Raw genomic sequence first — 17,997 nt, 5'->3', positions numbered from 1 at the left:
GTTACAGCTCCCGATCCTGTACCACGGAACCGTCGATAACTACCTGTACATGGACACTGCCGGTGCCGGAAACATCTTTGCTTACCGTGCTTCCCGGCGCTGCTTTGCCGCTGTAGGCTGTATGCTTTCCATTGTCGTCGGTAACATAGATTTCTACCTGCCGTGCATTACCTCCCTTAGGAATGGAGATATTCACAGTGCCGGTCTTTGTCTGGGCCTGAGCTTTCTTCTTGCCGATGGTGAGATTGACTACATTGGAGGATGTAGATTCTCCGCCTGCCGGGTCCTGGGAAATGATGACAGCGCTGCTGTCGTCAGTGGAGGTACCGTCAGATGCACTGATGGTGCCTACGGACAGTTTCATGGAAAGGAGAGTATTTCTGGCATCAGCAAGGGTCATGCCTACCACATTGGGCACGTGAACCTTCTGCTTCATGTTGATGACGATATTGACCCTCGTACCCTTGGTGGCCTTTGCTCCCGATTCAGGGCTCTGAGAGATAATCACGTCAGACGGTTTATCGGGATCATTTCCGTTTTCCACGGCTCCCAGGGTGAGGCCCATCTTGTCCAGTCTTTCCTTGGCCTGTTCCAGGGTCAGCCCCTTCAGGTCAGGAATGAGCATGGCGGAACCGCCCTTGCTGACGGTCAAATGGATGATACGCCTTGCTTTTACATTGGTTCCGGCGGCAGGTGTCTGGGAAATGACCTCTCCTGCCGGTACATCGTCGCTGGCGATTTCATCCACCGACACTTTTAAATCCAATTTCTTTAATGTGGTTTCCGCAACTTCCACCGGTTTTCCTACCACATTAGGCACAGTAATATTTTCGCTGCTCCAGAAATTGCCGAAGCTGAAGAAGGCCCAGGCAAAACAGAGGACAAAAAGAACGGCCATACCGATCCATATATATTTCTGGGGCAGATTGGTAATAAGCCTTGTAAGTTTTGATTCTTTCTGTATCCTATGGCTGCGAACCGCCTTCTGGGGGATAGGTCTGGTCATGGCGGTAAAGTCATGGGATGCAGGCTTGTAAATGGTGGTAGTAAATCCCTGGGCAATTTTCAGTTCCGAAATAAAATCGGATACCGTATCATATCGTTTGTCCGGGTCTTTCTGCAGGGCAGTCAAAAGACATTCTTCCAGCATGGGAGAAATGGCGGGATTGTACTTGGTGGGACGGGGAATATCTCCCTGCATATGCTGCAGGGCAATGCTGACTGCTGTCTCTCCTTCGAAGGGAAGATGGTGTGTCAGCATTTCATAGAGCACGATGCCGAGGGAATAAATATCCGTTTTGGCTGTGATTTTGTCCCCTGCCGCCTGTTCCGGGGAAAGATAATGAACGGAACCAAGAATAGATTCTTTGTCGATCACGGTGGACGAATTAATGGCTCTGGCAATTCCGAAATCGGTTACCTTTACTTTACCATTTCTTGTAAGAAGTACATTGTGGGGTTTGATGTCGCAGTGAATAATGCCATTGGCATGGGCTTCTTCCAGGGCATAGCCGATTTCAATGGCAATGCGGACAGCCGTGTCAATGGGAATATTCGGGTGATTCTGGATATACTGCTTCAGGGTCTCCCCTTCCACATATTCCATGACGATATAGTGGACATCGCCGTCGCAGCCCACATCGTAGATACCCACAATATTTGGATGGGACAGTTTGCCCGCCGACTGGGCTTCGTGGCGGAAGCGGACAATGAAATCGTTGTCCTCCGCAAAACTGCTGTGCAGAATTTTGACTGCCACAATCCTGTCAAGAAGGATATCCTTGGCCTTATACACATCGGCCATTCCGCCTGAACCGATTTTTTCCATCAGTTCATAACGATCATCTAGAATCTTACCAGTCATATTTCACTCCACTCAGTTCCAATACTGAATCAATATAAAAGAAGCATTGTCCTTCGCTCCCGCTTCATAGACTTTGTCCATGATATGGCGGCCCAGTTCTTTCAGGTCTTCTTTCGTCTTTCTGGGACTGGAAGCAATGAGACTTTCCAAATCACGGTCCTCCACCATTCCCGATACACCGTCACTGCAGAGAAGGAGGAAGGTACCGTCTTTCAGGTCAAATGATCCTGTATCTACTTCAAGAATTTTACCGATTCCCACAGCCCTTGTAATCTCATTTTTTCTGGGATGGACTCTCATTTCTTCCCGAGAGAGCTTTCCTTCATTCACCAATTCCATAACAAAGGAATGGTCTGTGGTAATCTGCTCCAGCCTGCCATCCAGGAAACGGTAAAGACGGCTGTCTCCTACATGAGCCCAAAGAACCCTGCCATCTGAAAGAGCAGCCGCAGCCAGGGTGGTGCCCATAGATTTCCATTCCGGATGGTCTTTTTTCTCATTTAGAATGGCCCGGTTGGCAGCATAAAATGCTTCCTTCAGACTTTCCTCTGAAAAAGCAGGCTCCAGGGAGGTGCTGAAAAAATGACCCACACTCTGTACAGCCAGCGCGCCGGCAATCTGGCCTCCGTCATAGCCCCCCATTCCGTCAGCAAGGATGTACAGATTTTCCACTGACAGATTGATGGCGTCTTCGTTTGCCTTTCTCACAAGGCCTCTTTCCGATTCTCCGTAAGTTAGTATCATCTAAGTCTTTTCCTATCAAGAAGCAACCTCAGCCCGAAAATGGAAATACGGGCATGATAAACCGTAACTTATCCAATTAATTTAATACTAACATCATCGGCGGGGATAGTCAATTTTCTCATCCCTTAAGAAGCCTGTTTTTGAGGAAAAAGTGGGAATCATCCCCTTAAAAAGAAGACAATTTCCAGACTGTGCCCCAAAAATGAAGAAAAATGATAAAAAAAGAAAAATCGAAGGAGAATTACCGGTCGGAAAGATAGCGGCGTTTCAGCTGCCCGCAGGCGGCCTGGATTTCATCGCCCATCTGCCTTCTGACAGTAACGCTTTTCCCGTGTTTCTCCAATACAGCCACAAAATGGCGGATTTCATCCATGTCTGGCGGATAGAGCTTGATGTGTTCCGTGCCATTGATAGGAATCAGATTGAAGTGGCAGTTCATCTTCCCTGTGAGGCGGCAGAGCTCTTCTGCATTTTCAGGGGAAGCATTGATGTCTTTGATAAGGATATATTCAAAGGTAACCCTTCTGCCGGTGGTCTTGAAATAATAACGGGAGGCCTTCACTACATCTTCGATTTTAATATTACGGCTTACCGGAAGAATCCGGTTGCGGATTTCATCATTAGGAGCATGTAGGGAGATGGCCAGGGTGATGGGCAGATGTTCGTCGGCCAGACGGTAAATCTGGGGAACAATGCCGCAGGTGGAAAGGGTAATATTTCGCAGGCTGATATTCAAAAGCCCGCTGTCGCCGGCAAGGCGGATGAAGCGAAGCACTTCCTCATAGTTGGTAAGGGGTTCGCCGGAACCCATGAGTACGATAGAATGGATAGGCGCATCCAGTTTCTCTTTAAATGCATAGACCTGGGCCAGCATTTCGGAAGCTGTCAGATTTCTTTCCAGCCCTTTTCGGGTAGATGCGCAGAAGATACAGCCCATGGCACAGCCAACCTGGGTGGAAACGCAGATGGAATTGCCATACACATGATGCATACATACTGTTTCGATGAGGGAACCGTCGGAAAGCTTCAGGAGTATCTTCGTGGTGTCTCCGTCATTGGATGTAAGGGAGCTCATGATTTCCGGCTTATAAAGCACTGCTTTTTCTTTGAGCATATCACGCATGGCGCCGGGAAGCTGTTTCATTTCGGTAAAATCATAGATATAGCGGCGATACAGGTAATCCTGCAGCTGCTTGGCCCGAAATTTGGGAAATCCCATGGACACCACCCATTCTTCCATTTCAGGAAGGGTGTGTCCCCAGATATTAAAAGGCATATTGACTCCTTCTCAAAAAATTGACTGCTTCTGCAGTCTGGCAATGAAGAAGCCATCACTTTGGAGTTCGCAGGGCAGGATGGTCATCATTCCCTCTTTGGATGTCTTTCCTTCATATAAGGTAAAATCAACAGGTTTGAACTCCGGATGGCATGCAAGAAAACGGCAAACCATGTTCTCATTTTCCGCCGGATTCAGGGTACAGGTGCTGTACACCAATATGCCTCCCTCCTTCACGTAGGAAGCAGCACAGGACAGAAGCCTTTCCTGCAGAGGTGGAAAGGCGTTCAAATCCTCTTCCTTTCTGTGCCAGCGGATTTCAGGCTTATGGGATAGGACACCGAGTCCGGAGCAGGGCGCATCCAGAAGGACTTTATCATAATTCCCGTAGAGGGCAGGAAATGGTTTGGAAGAATCCCGGGCTCCTGCATGGATGATGGAAATTCCAAGTTTCTTTGCATTGTTTTTTATGAGAGAAATCTTATGGGGATACAGGTCCCAGGCATCAATAGAGCCTCGATTCTTCATGATTTCCGCCATCTGTGTGGTCTTACTGCCGGGCGCAGCGCACATATCAAGTACTTTTTCCCCCGCATTCGGAGAAAGCACCCTGGCAGGAATCATGGAGGAAAGGGACTGCACATAGGCGAGGCCTTCCTTTGCCAATGGCCAGAAATCATGGGCGCCTTCCGTGATGACAAGGGCGTGGTCATCCCAGGGGACAGTCTCTCCCCTGATGCCCTTCTCCCCCATCTTTTGAAGGAGTTCAGCTGCAGTTGTCTTTAATGTGTTTACACGAACCGCCAGTTTCGGCGTTTCATTGAAGGCTTCTAAAATGGAAACCGCCTCATCTTTATAATAAGTCTGCCACCATTTTATAAGCCATTCCGGTTCGTTCCAGTAAAGGGAATCATAGAGAACGGGATTTTCTTCCCTTGGAAACAGTGACAATTCGTCTTTCCGGCGGATATAGCCCCGAAGAATGGCATTGATGAAGCCCACATTTCCTTTATGAGTGATTTTCTTGGCTATTTTTACCGATTCATTGACGGCGGCGGAAGCAGGAATCCTTGACAGGTAAATCAGCTGGTAGAGCCCCAGACAGAGAAGGATCCTGACGGAGGGATGGATTTTCTTCAGGGAATAGGTGCTGAGGCGGGAAATCACCCAGAGGAGATAGTTGTATTTCCGAAGTACTCCATACACCAGTTCTGTCAGGAGCCGGCTTTCCGGGCCGCTTAAAGGATATTCCTTAAGCACATGCTGGAGAGCAAGGTTGGCGTAGGCCTTTTTCTCAAGGATTTCATATAAAGTTTGATAGGCAAGCTTCCTGGCGGAAGGGAGGGGCTTAGCGGTCGAATTCATCATTCACTTTCACCTGGTATCCATGAATAAAGTCGGAAGCATGCATCCTTTTATGGTTTTCCGGCTGGATTTCAGAAATGACAAGGGCTCCTTTGCCGCAGGCCACATGAATTTTTTCTCCCTCAAGGGAAATAATGGTGCCCGGAGCTGCTGTATGGGACGCATCTTCCGGGAAAGCTTCATGGATTTTTACTCTTTTCCCTCGGTAGAAGGAAAAGGTTCCGGGATTGGGGTTCATGCCGCGGATAAGGCAGTCAAGCTTTTCCGCTGGAAGGTTCCAGTCTAAATGGCCCATGTCTTTAGTAATCTTCTCGGCATAGGTGGCTTCTTCATGGTTCTGTGGAACGGAATGGGAAAGTTTTTCGGGAAGCTCATCCAGTACTGAAATCAGTTCTTCTGCTCCCAGACGGCCCAGCGCATCAAAGAGCTCTCCGGCATTCATATGAGGCGGAATGTCCATCTTACGGACAGAAACAATATTGCCTGTATCCATGCCTTCATCCAGCTGCATAATGGTAACGCCGGTCTCCTTTTCTCCATCTATAATAACCCGCTGGATAGGGGCGGCTCCCCTGTACTTGGGGAGAAGGGAAGCATGCACGTTAATGGCACCGTAGGTGGGGATATCGAGAACTGCCTTGGGAAGGATCTTGCCGTAGGCAATGACCACCAGAAGGTCCGGCTTCAGTTCCCTCAATTTTTCCTGCTCTTCCGCCTTTTTGAGGCTGTCCGGCTGGAAAACGGGAATGTTATGGGAAAGAGCAAAGGATTTCACCGGAGAATAGTTGATTTTTCTGCCCCTTCCGTTGATTTTATCAGGCTGGCAGTAAACGGCAATGGGCTTATAGCCCTTTGCATCCATAGCTTCCAAAGCCGGCACGCCGAAATCCGGGGTGCCCATGAATACGATACGATAGGAATCACTCATTGGTTTTCGGTCCTTTATGAAGAGAAATCGCTTTTTCGATGAAAAGAATGCCGTTCAGATGGTCTGTTTCGTGCTGAATGCAGCGGGCCAGAAGGCCGGAAGCTTTTTTCATTTTCTTCCTGCCATGAATATCCTGGTAGCGGACGATGACATTGGCATAGCGGGTCACTTCCCCGAAGAATTCGGGGACCGACAGGCACCCTTCCGTGTCAGTGTCCATTTCATCACCATCCGGTTTCCATTCCGGGTTGATATAGGCTTCAAAGCCTGATACCCCATCATCTGCTACGAAAATACGCTTGGAAACGGCAATCTGAGGGGCTGCAAGGCCTACTCCGTTTGCTTCATACAGTGTTTTTTTCATATCGTTCACAAGGAACTTCAAACTTTTATCAAAGGTTTCAACCGGCTGTGCTTTCATTTTTAAAATAGGGTTTCCGGCGGTAATAATAGTACTCAAAACTTTTCCTTCTTTCTATGTAATACATAAATCAAGGTGCTGTTCCCAGGGGAAACGCACTGCTTTCTTTATAATGGATCTACATCTATAATTATATCATTTTCCTGAAATAGAGGCGCTCCCCGCATGGCACTTTTTAGGGAAGTAAGATTCTTCCCTTTGATCAGGATAGAAACGTAGTACAGGTTACGAACCCGCTTGATGGGTTCGCTGAAGGGAGGTGTGGACCGGACTTCACCGGATAGCTGGGGAATGACCTGCCTCAGCCATCGGTCAATCCGTCCTGCCTGGTCCTGCGCCTTTTTTTCATCTTCGTTGAAACAGGTGATTTTCATAAGTCTTGTGAAAGGAGGAAACTGGAGCATGCGGCGATATGCGATTTCCTTCTGATAGAAGCTTTCGTAATCCTGCCGGGCAACACACTGAATCACGTAATGGGAAGGATTATAGGTCTGCAGGATCACTTCCCCCTGTTTTCTGCTCCGCCCTGCCCTTCCGGCGCACTGGGTAATGAGGTTGAAGGTCTGCTCCGCTGCCAGATAGGAAGGGATGTTCAGGATGCTGTCGGCGGACAGAATCCCTACGGTCTGAACGCCGGGAATATCATGCCCCTTGGCCACCATCTGGGTGCCGAAAAGGATATCAAATTTCCCCTTTCTGAAGTTATCCAGAATGTCTTTGGCACTGTTTTTCTTTCTTGTGCTGTCAAGGTCAAAGCGCTGTATCCTTGCTTCCGGCAGGAAATGGTGCAGTTCCTCTTCAATCCGTTCCGTTCCTGCACCCAGAAAAAGGATGCGGCGGCTGTGGCATTGGGGACATTCCCGGGGAATGGGATGCACCGTTTCGCAGTAATGGCACTGAAGTCGGTTTGTTTCCTTATGGTAGACAAGAGAAACATCACAGTTGGGGCATTTGAATACATGGCCGCAGGAGGAACACATAAGGGTGGTGGCAAAGCCACGGCGGTTCAAAAGGAGAATGGCTTTATTCTTATCCTCTATGGTTTTATGAAGAAGGGATACCAGGGGCGCGGAAATGAGACCGCTGTCGTCAATAGGCGGCGTTTCTTTCAAATCGCACACATGAATCTGGGGAAGAGGTGTTTTAAAAACCCGTTCATTCATGGTGATAAGTCTGATTTTCTTTTCCTTTGCCGCATAATAGGTAGCAATGGAAGGCGTGGCTGCCCCAAGAACAATGGGACAGTGATAAATCACCGCCATCACCTTGGCTGCATCCCTGCCGTTATACCGGGGTGTTTCCCCCTGCTTATAGGACGTATCGTATTCCTCATCTACCACAATGAGTTTCAGATTCTTGAAGGGCATGAAAATGGCGGATCGGGAACCGATGACAATAGGGCTTTCTCCCCTCATAATACGCATACGGTTGTTATAGCGCTCGCCTTTGCTGAGGCCGCTGTGCATAAAGACTACCTTGTCACCGAAAATAGAGGCGAAGTAGGATGTCATCTGGTGGGTCAGCGCAATTTCCGGCACAAGGATCAGGGCAGATCCTCCCTTCTCCAGGGCATGTCTGGCGGCGCGGAGATAAACTTCTGTTTTGCCGCTTCCCGTAACTCCTTTCAGAAGGAATCCTTCATAATTGCTTCGGTCAATGGAAGAACATATGGTATCCACGGCTTTCTGCTGCTCTTCCGTCAGCGTCTTTTCACCCTTTTCCCCCTCATCGGAAATAAGGGAGTAAGTGTCCTTCCTGCGATACACAGGATGACCATAACCGTTAAGCTGGAATGCATGGATAAGGGTGGTGGAGAATCCTTCCCCTTTCAGTGCGTCTGCAGAAGCAGAGCCATGAATCTTCAGATAATCGGCTAATGCTGCCTGTTTTTTGCTTCGGCGCCGCTCTTCATCGGTCATATCTCTGTCCGGGATAATCCACTTTTCCAAAGGCGCCTTGTGAGCGGCATCCACCGTTTCCTTCTTTATGAGATAGCCCTTTTTCACATAGTCCAAAAGGGAGTCTCCAAAGAGAAGGCCGGCGGGCTTTTCATCGATGGCTTCTACAGAACGGTCTACCAGACCGGCAATATCAGAGGAATCCTCTTCTATTTTTGCCCAGTCAAGCACATAGGCAATACGGGTGCGGACAGCTTTTTTATCTATATAAAAGAGACGAAGAGCATCAATGAGGGTGCACATATAGTAGGAAGAAATCCAAAGGGCTGTCTGAATCATTTCATCCGTAAACCAGGGAAATGAATCTACCAGTGATTCGATGGGGAGGATTTTATAGGGAAGCTTTGACGTATCTTCCTCATGAACGGAAAGGATAATCCCTTCTTCCTTCCTCCTGGCAAAGTTGACTACACAGCGAAAGCCGGGGCCCGCTTCCATCCCCGCGGGGATGCGGTATGAAAAGGTACGGTTCAGATGCTTGGAGGGTCTGTTGATTAAAACTTCTGCTATGGATTCCGTCATAATGCTCCTCCCAATAAAAATGGACAGCCCGAAGGCTATCCATTATTTTATCATATTTCCTGCTGTTTAAGAAATGAAGGAAATTTTCAGAGTCCTGCTTCTTTCTTGAGCACTTCCGCTTTGTCCGTATGTTCCCAGGGCAGGTCAATGTCTGTTCTGCCGAAATGACCATAGGCAGCGGTCTGTTTGTAAATCGGGCGGCGGAGGTTCAGCATGTCAATGATGCCTGCCGGACGGAGTTCGAAGTTTCTGCGAATCAGGTCTACAATCTTTTCATCATCGATTTTGCCGGTGCCGAAGGTGTCTACGAAAATGGAAACCGGTTCAGCCACACCGATGGCATAGGCCAGTTCAATTTCGCATTTGTCTGCAATGCCGGCAGCAACGATATTCTTTGCTACGTAACGGGCAGCATAGGCAGCAGAACGGTCTACCTTTGTGGGATCCTTGCCGGAGAAGCAGCCGCCGCCGTGACGGGCCATGCCGCCGTAGGTATCGACGATAATCTTACGGCCGGTCAGGCCTGCATCGCCCTGCGGACCGCCGATAACGAAACGGCCGGTGGGGTTGATGAGATACTTTGTATTTTCATCCAGGAATTTGGCCGGGATAGTCGCTTTGATAACCTTGTTGATCATGTCTTCTTCAATCTGTTCATGGGTTACATCAGGATTGTGCTGGGCAGAAATAACCACTGTATCCACGCGGACCGGCTTTCCGTCATCATATTCTACGGTAACCTGGGTCTTTCCGTCAGGACGAAGGTAAGGAACTTCCCTGTTTTTTCTTACCTCAGCCAGACGGCGTGCCAGACGGTGCGCCAATGCGATAGGCATGGGCAGGTATTCCGGTGTTTCATTGGATGCATAACCGAACATCATGCCCTGGTCGCCGGCACCGATATCATATTTGTCGGCCTTCTTTTCCTTGGCTTCCAGAGACTGGTTGACGCCCATGGCAATATCGGGAGACTGTTCATCAATGGCCACATTGATGCCTACGCTTTCACCGTCAAACCCATAGCGGGCATCGGTGTAGCCGATGTCATTAATCGTTTTGCGGATGACCTGGGGAATGGGCACATAGGCACTGGTAGTGATTTCACCGAAAACATGCACCTGACCGGTGGTTACAATGGTTTCGCAGGCAACGCGGCCATTGGGGTCCTGTTCCAGGATGGCATCAAGAATGGCATCGGAAATCTGGTCGGCAATTTTATCAGGATGACCTTCTGTTACGGATTCCGATGTAAATAATACTTTCTTAGACATATAAATCCTCCTCACTTGGAAATGTTGGAATGTAAAACAAAAAAATAGCTCTCCGCAGGGAGAGCCTATCCTCTCATCTGCCAGCATAATGCTGATGGAATTAGCACCGGTTCCTTTTCGGGAATGGTTGCTGCAGCGTCATAGGGCCAAATCCCTCAGCTGCTCTTGATGAGTCATCATTCACTTGTGTACTATTATAACGTTATTTCTTCTTTTTAGCAATAGTTAACTGTAATTCATGCGCAAAAGTTGACTAAGCTGTGGAAATCAGCTCTCTCCGTCCTTATTTATCAAAGAAAATCTTCATATCCTCTTCCACCGTGGTAATGCCGGCAATGCCAAACTTCTCTACCAGCACATTCACCACCGCCGGAGAAAGGAAGGCCGGCAGTGTGGGGCCCAGATGGATATTCTTTACGCCCAGGTAAAGCAGGGCCAGAAGGACGATGACCGCCTTCTGTTCATACCAGGCAATATTGTATACGATAGGAAGGTCATTCACATCATGGAGGCCGAAGGCTTCCTTCAGCTTCAGGGCAATGAGAGCCAGGCTGTAGGAATCATTGCACTGTCCTGCGTCCAGCACTCTGGGAATGCCGCCGATGCTGCCAAGATTCAGCTTATTATACTTATACTTGGCACATCCGGCGGTAAGTATCACCGTATCCTTTGGAAGGGCTTCTGCAAAACGGCGGTAATATTCCCTGCTTCTTGCCCTTCCGTCGCATCCTCCCATGACGATGAATTTCTTAATGGCGCCGGATTTAACGGCATCCACCACCTTGTCAGCCAGCGCAAATACCTGGTTGTGGGCAAACCCGCCTACAATGGTGCCTTTTTCGATTTCCTTCGGCGGCGGGCAGGTAAGTGCCTGCTCAATAATAGGAGTAAAGTCCTTCTTTCCATTCACTTCATCAATGTGGGAAAGGCCGGGGAAAGAGACCACACCGGTGGTCCAGATGCGGCTGCGGTAGCTGTCCTTAGGCGGAACGATACAGTTGGTAGTCATAAGGATGGGGCCGTTGAATGTTTCAAATTCTTCCCGCTGCTTCCACCAGGCGTTGCCGTAATTTCCTGCAAAGTGGCTGTACTTTTTGAAGAAGGGATAATAATGGGCCGGAAGCATTTCCCCATGGGTATAAACATCCACACCCTTATCCTTTGTCTGTTCCAGCAGCATTTCCAGATCCTTCAGATCATGGCCGGAAATCAGGATCCCCGGACGGTTACGGACGCCGATATCCACTTCAGTGATTTCAGGCTGTCCATAGGCGCCTGTATTGGCTTCGTCCAGAAGAGCCATGCCCTTTACGCCCATTTCGCCTGTTTTCATGGTGAGGGCCAGAAGATCATCCAGGGTGAGATCCTGCTTCAGGGTTTCAGCAAGAGCTTCTGCCAGGAAATTGCTGATTTCCTCCGATTCCTTATGAAGCACCCGCGCATGGCGGAGGTAGGCGGAAAGCCCTTTCAGCCCATAGGTAATGAGTTCCAGGAGAGATCTTTTATTTTCATCTTTTTCGGAAAGAACGCCAATGTGAGGATTCCCAGCGGTGGAAGCCATATCCAGCGGCAAAGCGGCTTCAGAAAGGGAAAAATCCTTCGGCAGAAGCTGACGGAGCGCTTCCTTGGCTTTTTCCGTATCTTCAATCCTAGCGGTGATGAAATCATCATCAAAGTTGGCATTGGTAATGGTGACAAAGAGATTATCTTCCAGCATATGGGTCACATCAGAAGATACAGCATGCCCTTCCCTGCGGTATGCTGTGGCCAGTTCAGCCAGTCCTTTGGTTACATAAATGAGTACATCCTGCAGATGGGCTGTAGCCGGTTTCTTTCCGCACATTCCTCCTGCGGTGCAGCCTTTTCCACCGGCAGTTTCCTGACACTGATAGCAAAACATCTGATTCTCCATATATTTCCTCCTTTATTAAACCGGTTCTTCATGCCTTATTATTATAGATGAAATGGATAAAATAAACTGTTGCCCACGCAACATATTAAGGATATAATGAGAAAGAAATGAAATTTGTACATAGAACCTTGCATAAAGGAGACTGCCATGGATGAACAGAAGTATAAGGAACTCCCCCTTTTTCAGCATATGCAGGAAAAAGAAATTCATGAAATACTGCTAACCGCCGGCTGCTTTGTGAAAAATTTCAAAAAAGGAAACTATATTTACCAGGAAAATGAAGTGATTCACAGTCTGGGCGTGATCCTCACCGGCCATGTTTACATGGTAAAGGAAGATGTGTGGGGAGAAGAAACCATCCTGGTCCGTATGGGAAAGGGAGACCTGTTTGGCGAAAATTTTGCCTGCTCTCCCCGCCCCGCCTCCACCGTCACCTTCTATGCGCCACAGGCAGCGGAGGTGCTCTTTATTCCCTATGAACGCCTTCTTCGCCATGCCGCTGAAAAAAATGTGCTGCTGTTCATCAAAAACCTTATCAGCATGATGACATACAAGAGCCAGAACCTCATGAGAAAAATCAATGTAGTTTCCCGCAAATCCCTGAGGGAGAAGATTCAGTGCTTCCTTTCCCTGGAAGCAGAAAAAACAGGTACACTGGATTTTACCATCCCCTTTTCCCGGGAGGAAATGGCTGAATACGTGTGTGCCAACCGGAGTGCCCTGTCCAGGGAACTGAAAGCCATGGAAAAAGACGGATTGATTGAGCTGAAAGGAAGAAAGTGCAGGATTTTGAAGAAACAGGGCTGACGTTTTTTTAGGTCCCCCCTATGTATAACAATAGCTTTATTTTCACCGCTTACCGGGATTCTTTGCCGGGGGCAAGGGGATTTCCATAATCGGCTTAAAGGCAGACCTATCCTCACCCCTGTCGGGGAGCTCCTTTCTCAGGAAGAAGCCTGACCGTTTGTCATGTACTTTTCCGGTTCGAAGGCGTCATTTTATTATATGGGCACCGTCGCTATTTTCTTCACATAAAAAACGCCGCAGTAAGCGGCGTTTTTGTGTTCTTTTATTTCAGGCCTTCAGCAATCTTTTCGACGATGATATGGCCCAGTTCATCTTTTGTCATTTTGGGATACTGTTCCATGGTGCCGTCTTTGTACAGGAGGGAGGCAATGTTGGTCGGTACGTTGAATCCGGCGCCGGGCATGGCCACATCGTTGGCCACCAGCATGTCCAGGTTCTTTCTTTTCAGCTTTTCCTTGCCGTGTTCGATGACGTCATTGGTTTCAGCGGCAAAGCCAACCAGGAACTGGCCCTTCTTTTTCCGGCCCAGGCCGTAGAGAATGTCCGGGTTCTGGGTGAGTTCAATATTCAGCACGTCATGGGATTCCTTCTTGATTTTCTGGGTGGCCTGTACCTTGGGTCGGTAATCGGAAACGGCTGCTGCCATGACGGCTGCGTGGCAGTCATCAAAATGGGCATTCATGGCCCGGTCAAGCTCTCTGGCATCCTTGACGTATTCGATTTTTACACCGGTGGGTACAGGAAGGGCGGTGGTACAGCTCACCAGTGTCACATCAGCGTCTTCCATAGCAGCGGCTCTGGCAATGGCGTAGCCCATGCGGCCGCTGGAGCGGTTGCTGATGTATCTGACGGGATCTATGGCTTCCTGGGTGCCGCCGGCGCTGACAATAATCTTCTTTCCTTTCAGGAGACCTTTGCCGAAGAGTCCTTTTTCAATGGCATCCATAATGGTTTCCAGTTTCGGGAAACGGCCTTTCCCGCTGGTATTGCAGGCCAGATGGCCGGATTCCGGTTCCACGAAAAGGTAGCCATGGGCACGGAGTTTGGCTATATTTTCCTGGACAATGGGATTTTCATACATATTGGTGTTCATGGAAGGCACAAAGAGGACTTTGGCCTTGGTGGCCATGACGGTGGTGGAGAGCATGTCATCGGCAATGCCGTTTGCAATCTTGCCGATGATATCGGCCGTAGCAGGAGCAATGACGAAGATGTCCGCCAGACGGGCCAGGGCGATGTGCTCCACATCCCATTTATTGATATTGGCAAACATATCCACCGTTACATCGTTGCCGGACAGTTCGCCGAAGGTAATGGGAGTGACCAGCTTGGCTGCATTTTTTGTCATAATGCAGTGCACATCGGCACCGCTCTGGCGAAGCCGGCTTACGAGACCGGCAGCTTTGTATGCGGCAATTCCTCCGCACACGCCTACTACAATATGTTTATTCTCAAACATTTACAAATCCTTCCCGGAAATCCTGTTTCCTCAAAGTTCTGCGGAATACAAAAATGGAAATACCGATAAGGCCGGATGATGGCTTTATCGGTGTTTTCATTATTTATCAAAGCTGTAGGTAATCTTGTCCCTGTAAATTTCTTCCAGTGCCACGGTGACCGGTTTCTTGTTCTGCGCGTCGGGAATCAGCGGAGGCTGTCCGTCAGTGAGTTCACGGGCTCTGTCTGCTGCCAGGGTCACCAGTGTATACTTGGAATCTACTTTCTTGACAAGGCTGTCAATGGATGGAAAACACATCATTTTAAAGGTACCTCCTTACTGATATATTGTTTGAAAATGGTTTCGATCTGTCCTTCGTTGCGGGACAGTTTGCATTTTTCAGCTTCCAGGATGGAACAGGTCTTATGCACCGCATCTTCCAGTACGTCATTCACCACAATGTAGTCGTACTGATGGGCCATGGCCAGTTCGCTTGTAATCTGGGAGAGCCGCTTTTGGATCACTTCTTCCGAGTCTGTACCCCGGTCATGGAGCCGGCCGGAAAGAATCTTGAGAGACGGCGGAACGATGTAGATGAATACGCCCTTGGGATACCTTTTCTTTACCTGCATGGCCCCCTGAATATCGATTTCCAGAAGTACCGACTTCCCTTCATTAATCAGGTCAAGTGCGTACTTCTTAGGAGTGCCGTAGTAATGGTCATACACCCTGGCATATTCAAGGAAAGCATCTTCTTGAATGAGCTTTTCAAACTGCTCATTGGTGCGGAAATAGTAGCTTTCCCCCTCCACCTCCCCTTTCCGGGGTTCACGGGTGGTCATAGAAACAGAATAATGGAGATTCGGATAAATGGAACGGATGGCGCTGCAGATCGTTCCCTTTCCTGCACCGCTGGGGCCTGACACCACCAGCAGGATTCCCTCATCTTTCTTCTTAGTGTCCATGATTAATCGTCCAATCCTTCATTAATGACCGTGTCCTTGTTCGTCAGTCTGTGAGAAATGGTTTCCGGCTGTACGGCGGAAAGGATAATCTGGCCGCTGTCCATAATGAGAACAGCCCTTGTCTTTCTGCCATAGGTGGCATCAATCAGTTCTCCTCTGTCCCTGCAGTCCTGGATCATACGCTTTACCGGTGCAGATTCCGGACTGATGATTGCCATGACTCTGGCTGCTGCCGCCATATTGCCAAAACCGATGTTAATTAATGAAAACCCCACTTTTGATAACTCCTTATTCAATATTTTGGACTTGCTCGCGAATTTTTTCGAGTTCTGTCTTGATTATTATAACACAGTCAACCACAAGAGTGTCACTGGCTTTTGAAGCCGTCGTGTTCACTTCCCTGTTGATTTCCTGAAGGAGGAAATCAAGCTTCCTCCCGGATGGCTCGCTGCTCTCCAGAATCTGCCTGAACTGGTCCAGGTGGCTGCCGAAACGAACGACTTCTTCCGTATAGTCCGCCTTTTCGGAGAAAATGGCCACTTCCTCCAGTATCCTGCCTTCATCCATGGAAAGATTCCTGTCCTGAAGCACTTTATCGATTCTTTCCTTCAGCCTGGCTTCATAAGCACGGGCTGCCTCATCCTGTTTGGAGAGAAGGAAGGCCCTCTTTTCCTGCAGGAAATCGATTCTCTTTGTGAGATCTGCCTTCAGGTTGGCCCCTTCCCTTTTCCGCATGGACAGCAGTTCCTTCAAAGCATTGTCCACCGCTTCTTCCAGAAGAGGTGCCAGCCTGTCATCGGGAAGAGGTTCCTTTTTCACATGGATAAAAGGTTCCGGCAGGGTCAAAAGATCGGAAACGGAGGGCTTTCTTCTCCGAAGTCCCTCTGTTTTCCGCGCTTCCTTCAAAGCGCCGGCATAAGCTTCAAGAAGGGACTGATCCAGCTCCACTTTCACCTGATTCCCTTTTGTAGAAGGCTGGAAGGAAAGGAAAGCAGTCACCTTCCCCCGGTGCAGGGCCTGTTTAATCCGTCTGGAAGCTGTGTCTTCCAGAAAAGCGGAAAAATGGTCACTCCGCATATTGATTTCAAGGAAGCGGCTGTTCACTGATTTAAGCTCTGCCGTCATGGTGCCCAGTTCGTTTTCGGCACTGCCTCTGCCGAAGCCGGTCATACTGTTCATATCCAACGCCCCCGTTCTTTTTGCTGTTACAGCGGATAATTTCCTTCAAATACCTTTTCCGCCGGTCCTGTCATGAATACATGGCTCTCCGGATTTCCGTCCCACTCAATATGGAGGCGGCCGCCATCCAGGGTTACATCGGCGCTTTTAGAAACTTTGCCATTCAGGATAGCTGCCACAACGGTGGCACAGGTGCCTGTGCCGCAGGCCATGGTGACGCCGGCGCCTCTTTCCCATACACGCATGCGGAAATGGCCGTCGGAAAGCTGCTCTACAAATTCCACGTTTGTCTTCTTCGGGAAATGGCTGTCCTTTTCCAGGTTCGGTCCTTCACCGGTAACGTCCACCGATTCCACATCATCTACAAAAATAATGCAGTGGGGATTGCCCATGGAAACGCAGGTAACCTGATAGGATTTGCCATTGGCTTTGCTTTCCAGGGTCTTATCAATCACAGGGCCGTCGCCAAAGCCGACAGATGGGATTTCAGAAGCGGACAGATGAGGTTTCCCCATATCCACCCGCACCAGACCGTTGTCCAGCACTTCCGGATAAAGAATGCCTGCCCCCGTTTCTACGGAAATTTTATGATTCTTTACCAGGTCCAGTTCCTTTGCCCACTTGGCAAAGGCTCGGATGCCGTTTCCGCACATTTCCGCTTCAGAACCGTCGGAATTGAAAATACGCATCTTCAAATCTGCCTTATGGGAAGGAAGAATAAAAATGATGCCGTCAGCACCGATACCGAAATGGCGGTCACAGATTTCCTTTGTATGCTTCGTCACTTCTTCCAGATTTTCCTCAAAGCCATTGACAAAGACAAAATCATTGCCGCAGGCCTGCCATTTTACAAAATGCATAGTTCCTCCTTGCTGTATACATATCATGATGGATTGAAAATTTCTTAATTCTGAACCTATATTTTACCATTCCTGTCCTCTGTCTATCAACCTTGGATGTAAGTGGGGAGTCGGGGAATGGGGAATAGGGATTGGGGGCTGGAGACTGGGGGGATGGTCATTTACGGCATGTACCGTCGTACTCCCCCCGCCGATTGGTATTTAGCAGCATTTCCCTCACTTACTACTTTTACTGCGCGTATTCTGCATAGAATGCGCGAGTCGGCCAAAGTTGGCCCTTAGCCTGCCCATAAAAGGGCCTTCCTTTTAATTGGTCGACCGACGATCCTTCGCTGTTGCTCGGATGACAGTGGGAGGCGTGAAGGAAAGGACGTAACGCTGACTTCATAATCATCGCCGCGAAGCGGCGATACCACAACCCTCAGCCCGAAGGGCTGTCAGTCGAGTAGACGGAATCAGATTACTCTGTCCGCCCCTCACAGAACCG

16 protein-coding genes and 1 riboswitch are annotated in these 17,997 nt (G+C 49.0%); of the genes, 1 reads left to right on the top strand and 15 read right to left on the bottom strand.

Annotated elements, in window-relative coordinates:
- Position 1 precedes the first annotated feature (1 nt).
- The 9 genes from pknB to hcp all read right to left on the bottom strand — a co-directional run bounded on the left by pknB (position 2) and on the right by hcp (position 12,261).
- A complete protein-coding gene (pknB, locus tag Q0482_RS08695) occupies positions 2–1,864 on the bottom strand; it encodes a Stk1 family PASTA domain-containing Ser/Thr kinase (protein WP_299145510.1) in 1,863 nt (620 codons plus the stop codon).
- 12 nt (positions 1,865–1,876) lie between these two features.
- The gene (locus Q0482_RS08690) at positions 1,877–2,608 is read right to left on the bottom strand and encodes a Stp1/IreP family PP2C-type Ser/Thr phosphatase (RefSeq protein ID WP_299145508.1); all 732 of its coding nucleotides are present in this window, start codon (positions 2,606–2,608) and stop codon (positions 1,877–1,879) included.
- A 241-nt stretch (positions 2,609–2,849) separates the two neighbouring features.
- Complete coding sequence (rlmN, locus tag Q0482_RS08685) at positions 2,850–3,884, bottom strand: 23S rRNA (adenine(2503)-C(2))-methyltransferase RlmN (protein WP_299145506.1); 1,035 nt, start codon at positions 3,882–3,884, stop codon at positions 2,850–2,852.
- Between the two features lie 12 nt (positions 3,885–3,896).
- The gene (gene rsmB / locus Q0482_RS08680) at positions 3,897–5,252 is read right to left on the bottom strand and encodes a 16S rRNA (cytosine(967)-C(5))-methyltransferase RsmB (protein WP_299145504.1); all 1,356 of its coding nucleotides are present in this window, start codon (positions 5,250–5,252) and stop codon (positions 3,897–3,899) included.
- Positions 5,233–6,177 carry a methionyl-tRNA formyltransferase gene (gene fmt, locus Q0482_RS08675; RefSeq protein ID WP_299145502.1) on the bottom strand — a complete coding sequence of 315 codons (945 nt, stop codon included), beginning with the start codon at positions 6,175–6,177 and terminating at the stop codon, positions 5,233–5,235. The genes rsmB and fmt overlap by 20 nt, the downstream gene beginning before the upstream one ends.
- Entirely contained in the window at positions 6,170–6,637 is a 468-nt protein-coding gene (def, locus tag Q0482_RS08670) for a peptide deformylase (protein WP_299145500.1), read from the bottom strand. The genes fmt and def overlap by 8 nt, the downstream gene beginning before the upstream one ends.
- 68 nt (positions 6,638–6,705) lie before the next feature.
- Entirely contained in the window at positions 6,706–9,078 is a 2,373-nt protein-coding gene (gene priA / locus Q0482_RS08665) for a primosomal protein N' (RefSeq protein ID WP_299145499.1), read from the bottom strand.
- Positions 9,079–9,164: 86 nt separating this feature from the next.
- Complete coding sequence (gene metK, locus Q0482_RS08660) at positions 9,165–10,349, bottom strand: methionine adenosyltransferase (protein ID WP_299145497.1); 1,185 nt, start codon at positions 10,347–10,349, stop codon at positions 9,165–9,167.
- 70 nt (positions 10,350–10,419) lie between these two features.
- Positions 10,420–10,524: riboswitch (SAM riboswitch) on the bottom strand.
- Between the two features lie 108 nt (positions 10,525–10,632).
- The gene (hcp, locus tag Q0482_RS08655; protein ID WP_299145495.1) at positions 10,633–12,261 is read right to left on the bottom strand and encodes a hydroxylamine reductase; all 1,629 of its coding nucleotides are present in this window, start codon (positions 12,259–12,261) and stop codon (positions 10,633–10,635) included.
- Positions 12,262–12,408: 147 nt separating this feature from the next.
- On the opposite strand from hcp, the gene Q0482_RS08650 reads away from it, so the two are divergent.
- The gene (locus Q0482_RS08650; protein ID WP_299145493.1) at positions 12,409–13,068 is read left to right on the top strand and encodes a Crp/Fnr family transcriptional regulator; all 660 of its coding nucleotides are present in this window, start codon (positions 12,409–12,411) and stop codon (positions 13,066–13,068) included.
- A gap of 262 nt (positions 13,069–13,330) precedes the next feature.
- Here Q0482_RS08650 and coaBC read toward each other — a convergent pair whose 3' ends face one another.
- The 6 genes from coaBC to dapF all read right to left on the bottom strand — a co-directional run bounded on the left by coaBC (position 13,331) and on the right by dapF (position 17,510).
- Entirely contained in the window at positions 13,331–14,527 is a 1,197-nt protein-coding gene (coaBC, locus tag Q0482_RS08645) for a bifunctional phosphopantothenoylcysteine decarboxylase/phosphopantothenate--cysteine ligase CoaBC (protein WP_299145492.1), read from the bottom strand.
- Positions 14,528–14,626: 99 nt separating this feature from the next.
- Entirely contained in the window at positions 14,627–14,827 is a 201-nt protein-coding gene (gene rpoZ / locus Q0482_RS08640) for a DNA-directed RNA polymerase subunit omega (protein ID WP_291056097.1), read from the bottom strand.
- Positions 14,824–15,471 (bottom strand): guanylate kinase, encoded by a 648-nt coding sequence (gene gmk, locus Q0482_RS08635; protein WP_299145489.1) that lies wholly within the window; start codon positions 15,469–15,471, stop codon positions 14,824–14,826. Before gmk ends, rpoZ begins: the two co-directional genes overlap by 4 nt.
- 2 nt (positions 15,472–15,473) lie before the next feature.
- Positions 15,474–15,746 (bottom strand): extracellular matrix/biofilm regulator RemA, encoded by a 273-nt coding sequence (gene remA / locus Q0482_RS08630; RefSeq protein WP_273096016.1) that lies wholly within the window; start codon positions 15,744–15,746, stop codon positions 15,474–15,476.
- Positions 15,747–15,759: 13 nt separating this feature from the next.
- Positions 15,760–16,650 (bottom strand): YicC/YloC family endoribonuclease, encoded by an 891-nt coding sequence (locus tag Q0482_RS08625; RefSeq protein ID WP_299145487.1) that lies wholly within the window; start codon positions 16,648–16,650, stop codon positions 15,760–15,762.
- A gap of 26 nt (positions 16,651–16,676) precedes the next feature.
- Positions 16,677–17,510: a diaminopimelate epimerase gene (gene dapF, locus Q0482_RS08620; RefSeq protein ID WP_299145486.1), complete on the bottom strand. Its 834-nt coding sequence runs from the start codon at positions 17,508–17,510 to the stop codon at positions 16,677–16,679.
- Positions 17,511–17,997: the final 487 nt, after the last annotated feature.

Origin of the sequence: uncultured Dialister sp. (assembly GCF_937959425.1) — a bacterium.
GTDB lineage: Bacteria > Bacillota > Negativicutes > Veillonellales > Dialisteraceae > Dialister.
The sequence above is the reverse complement of the archived record's forward strand: the minus strand, read 5'-3'. Positions and strand labels throughout refer to the sequence as shown.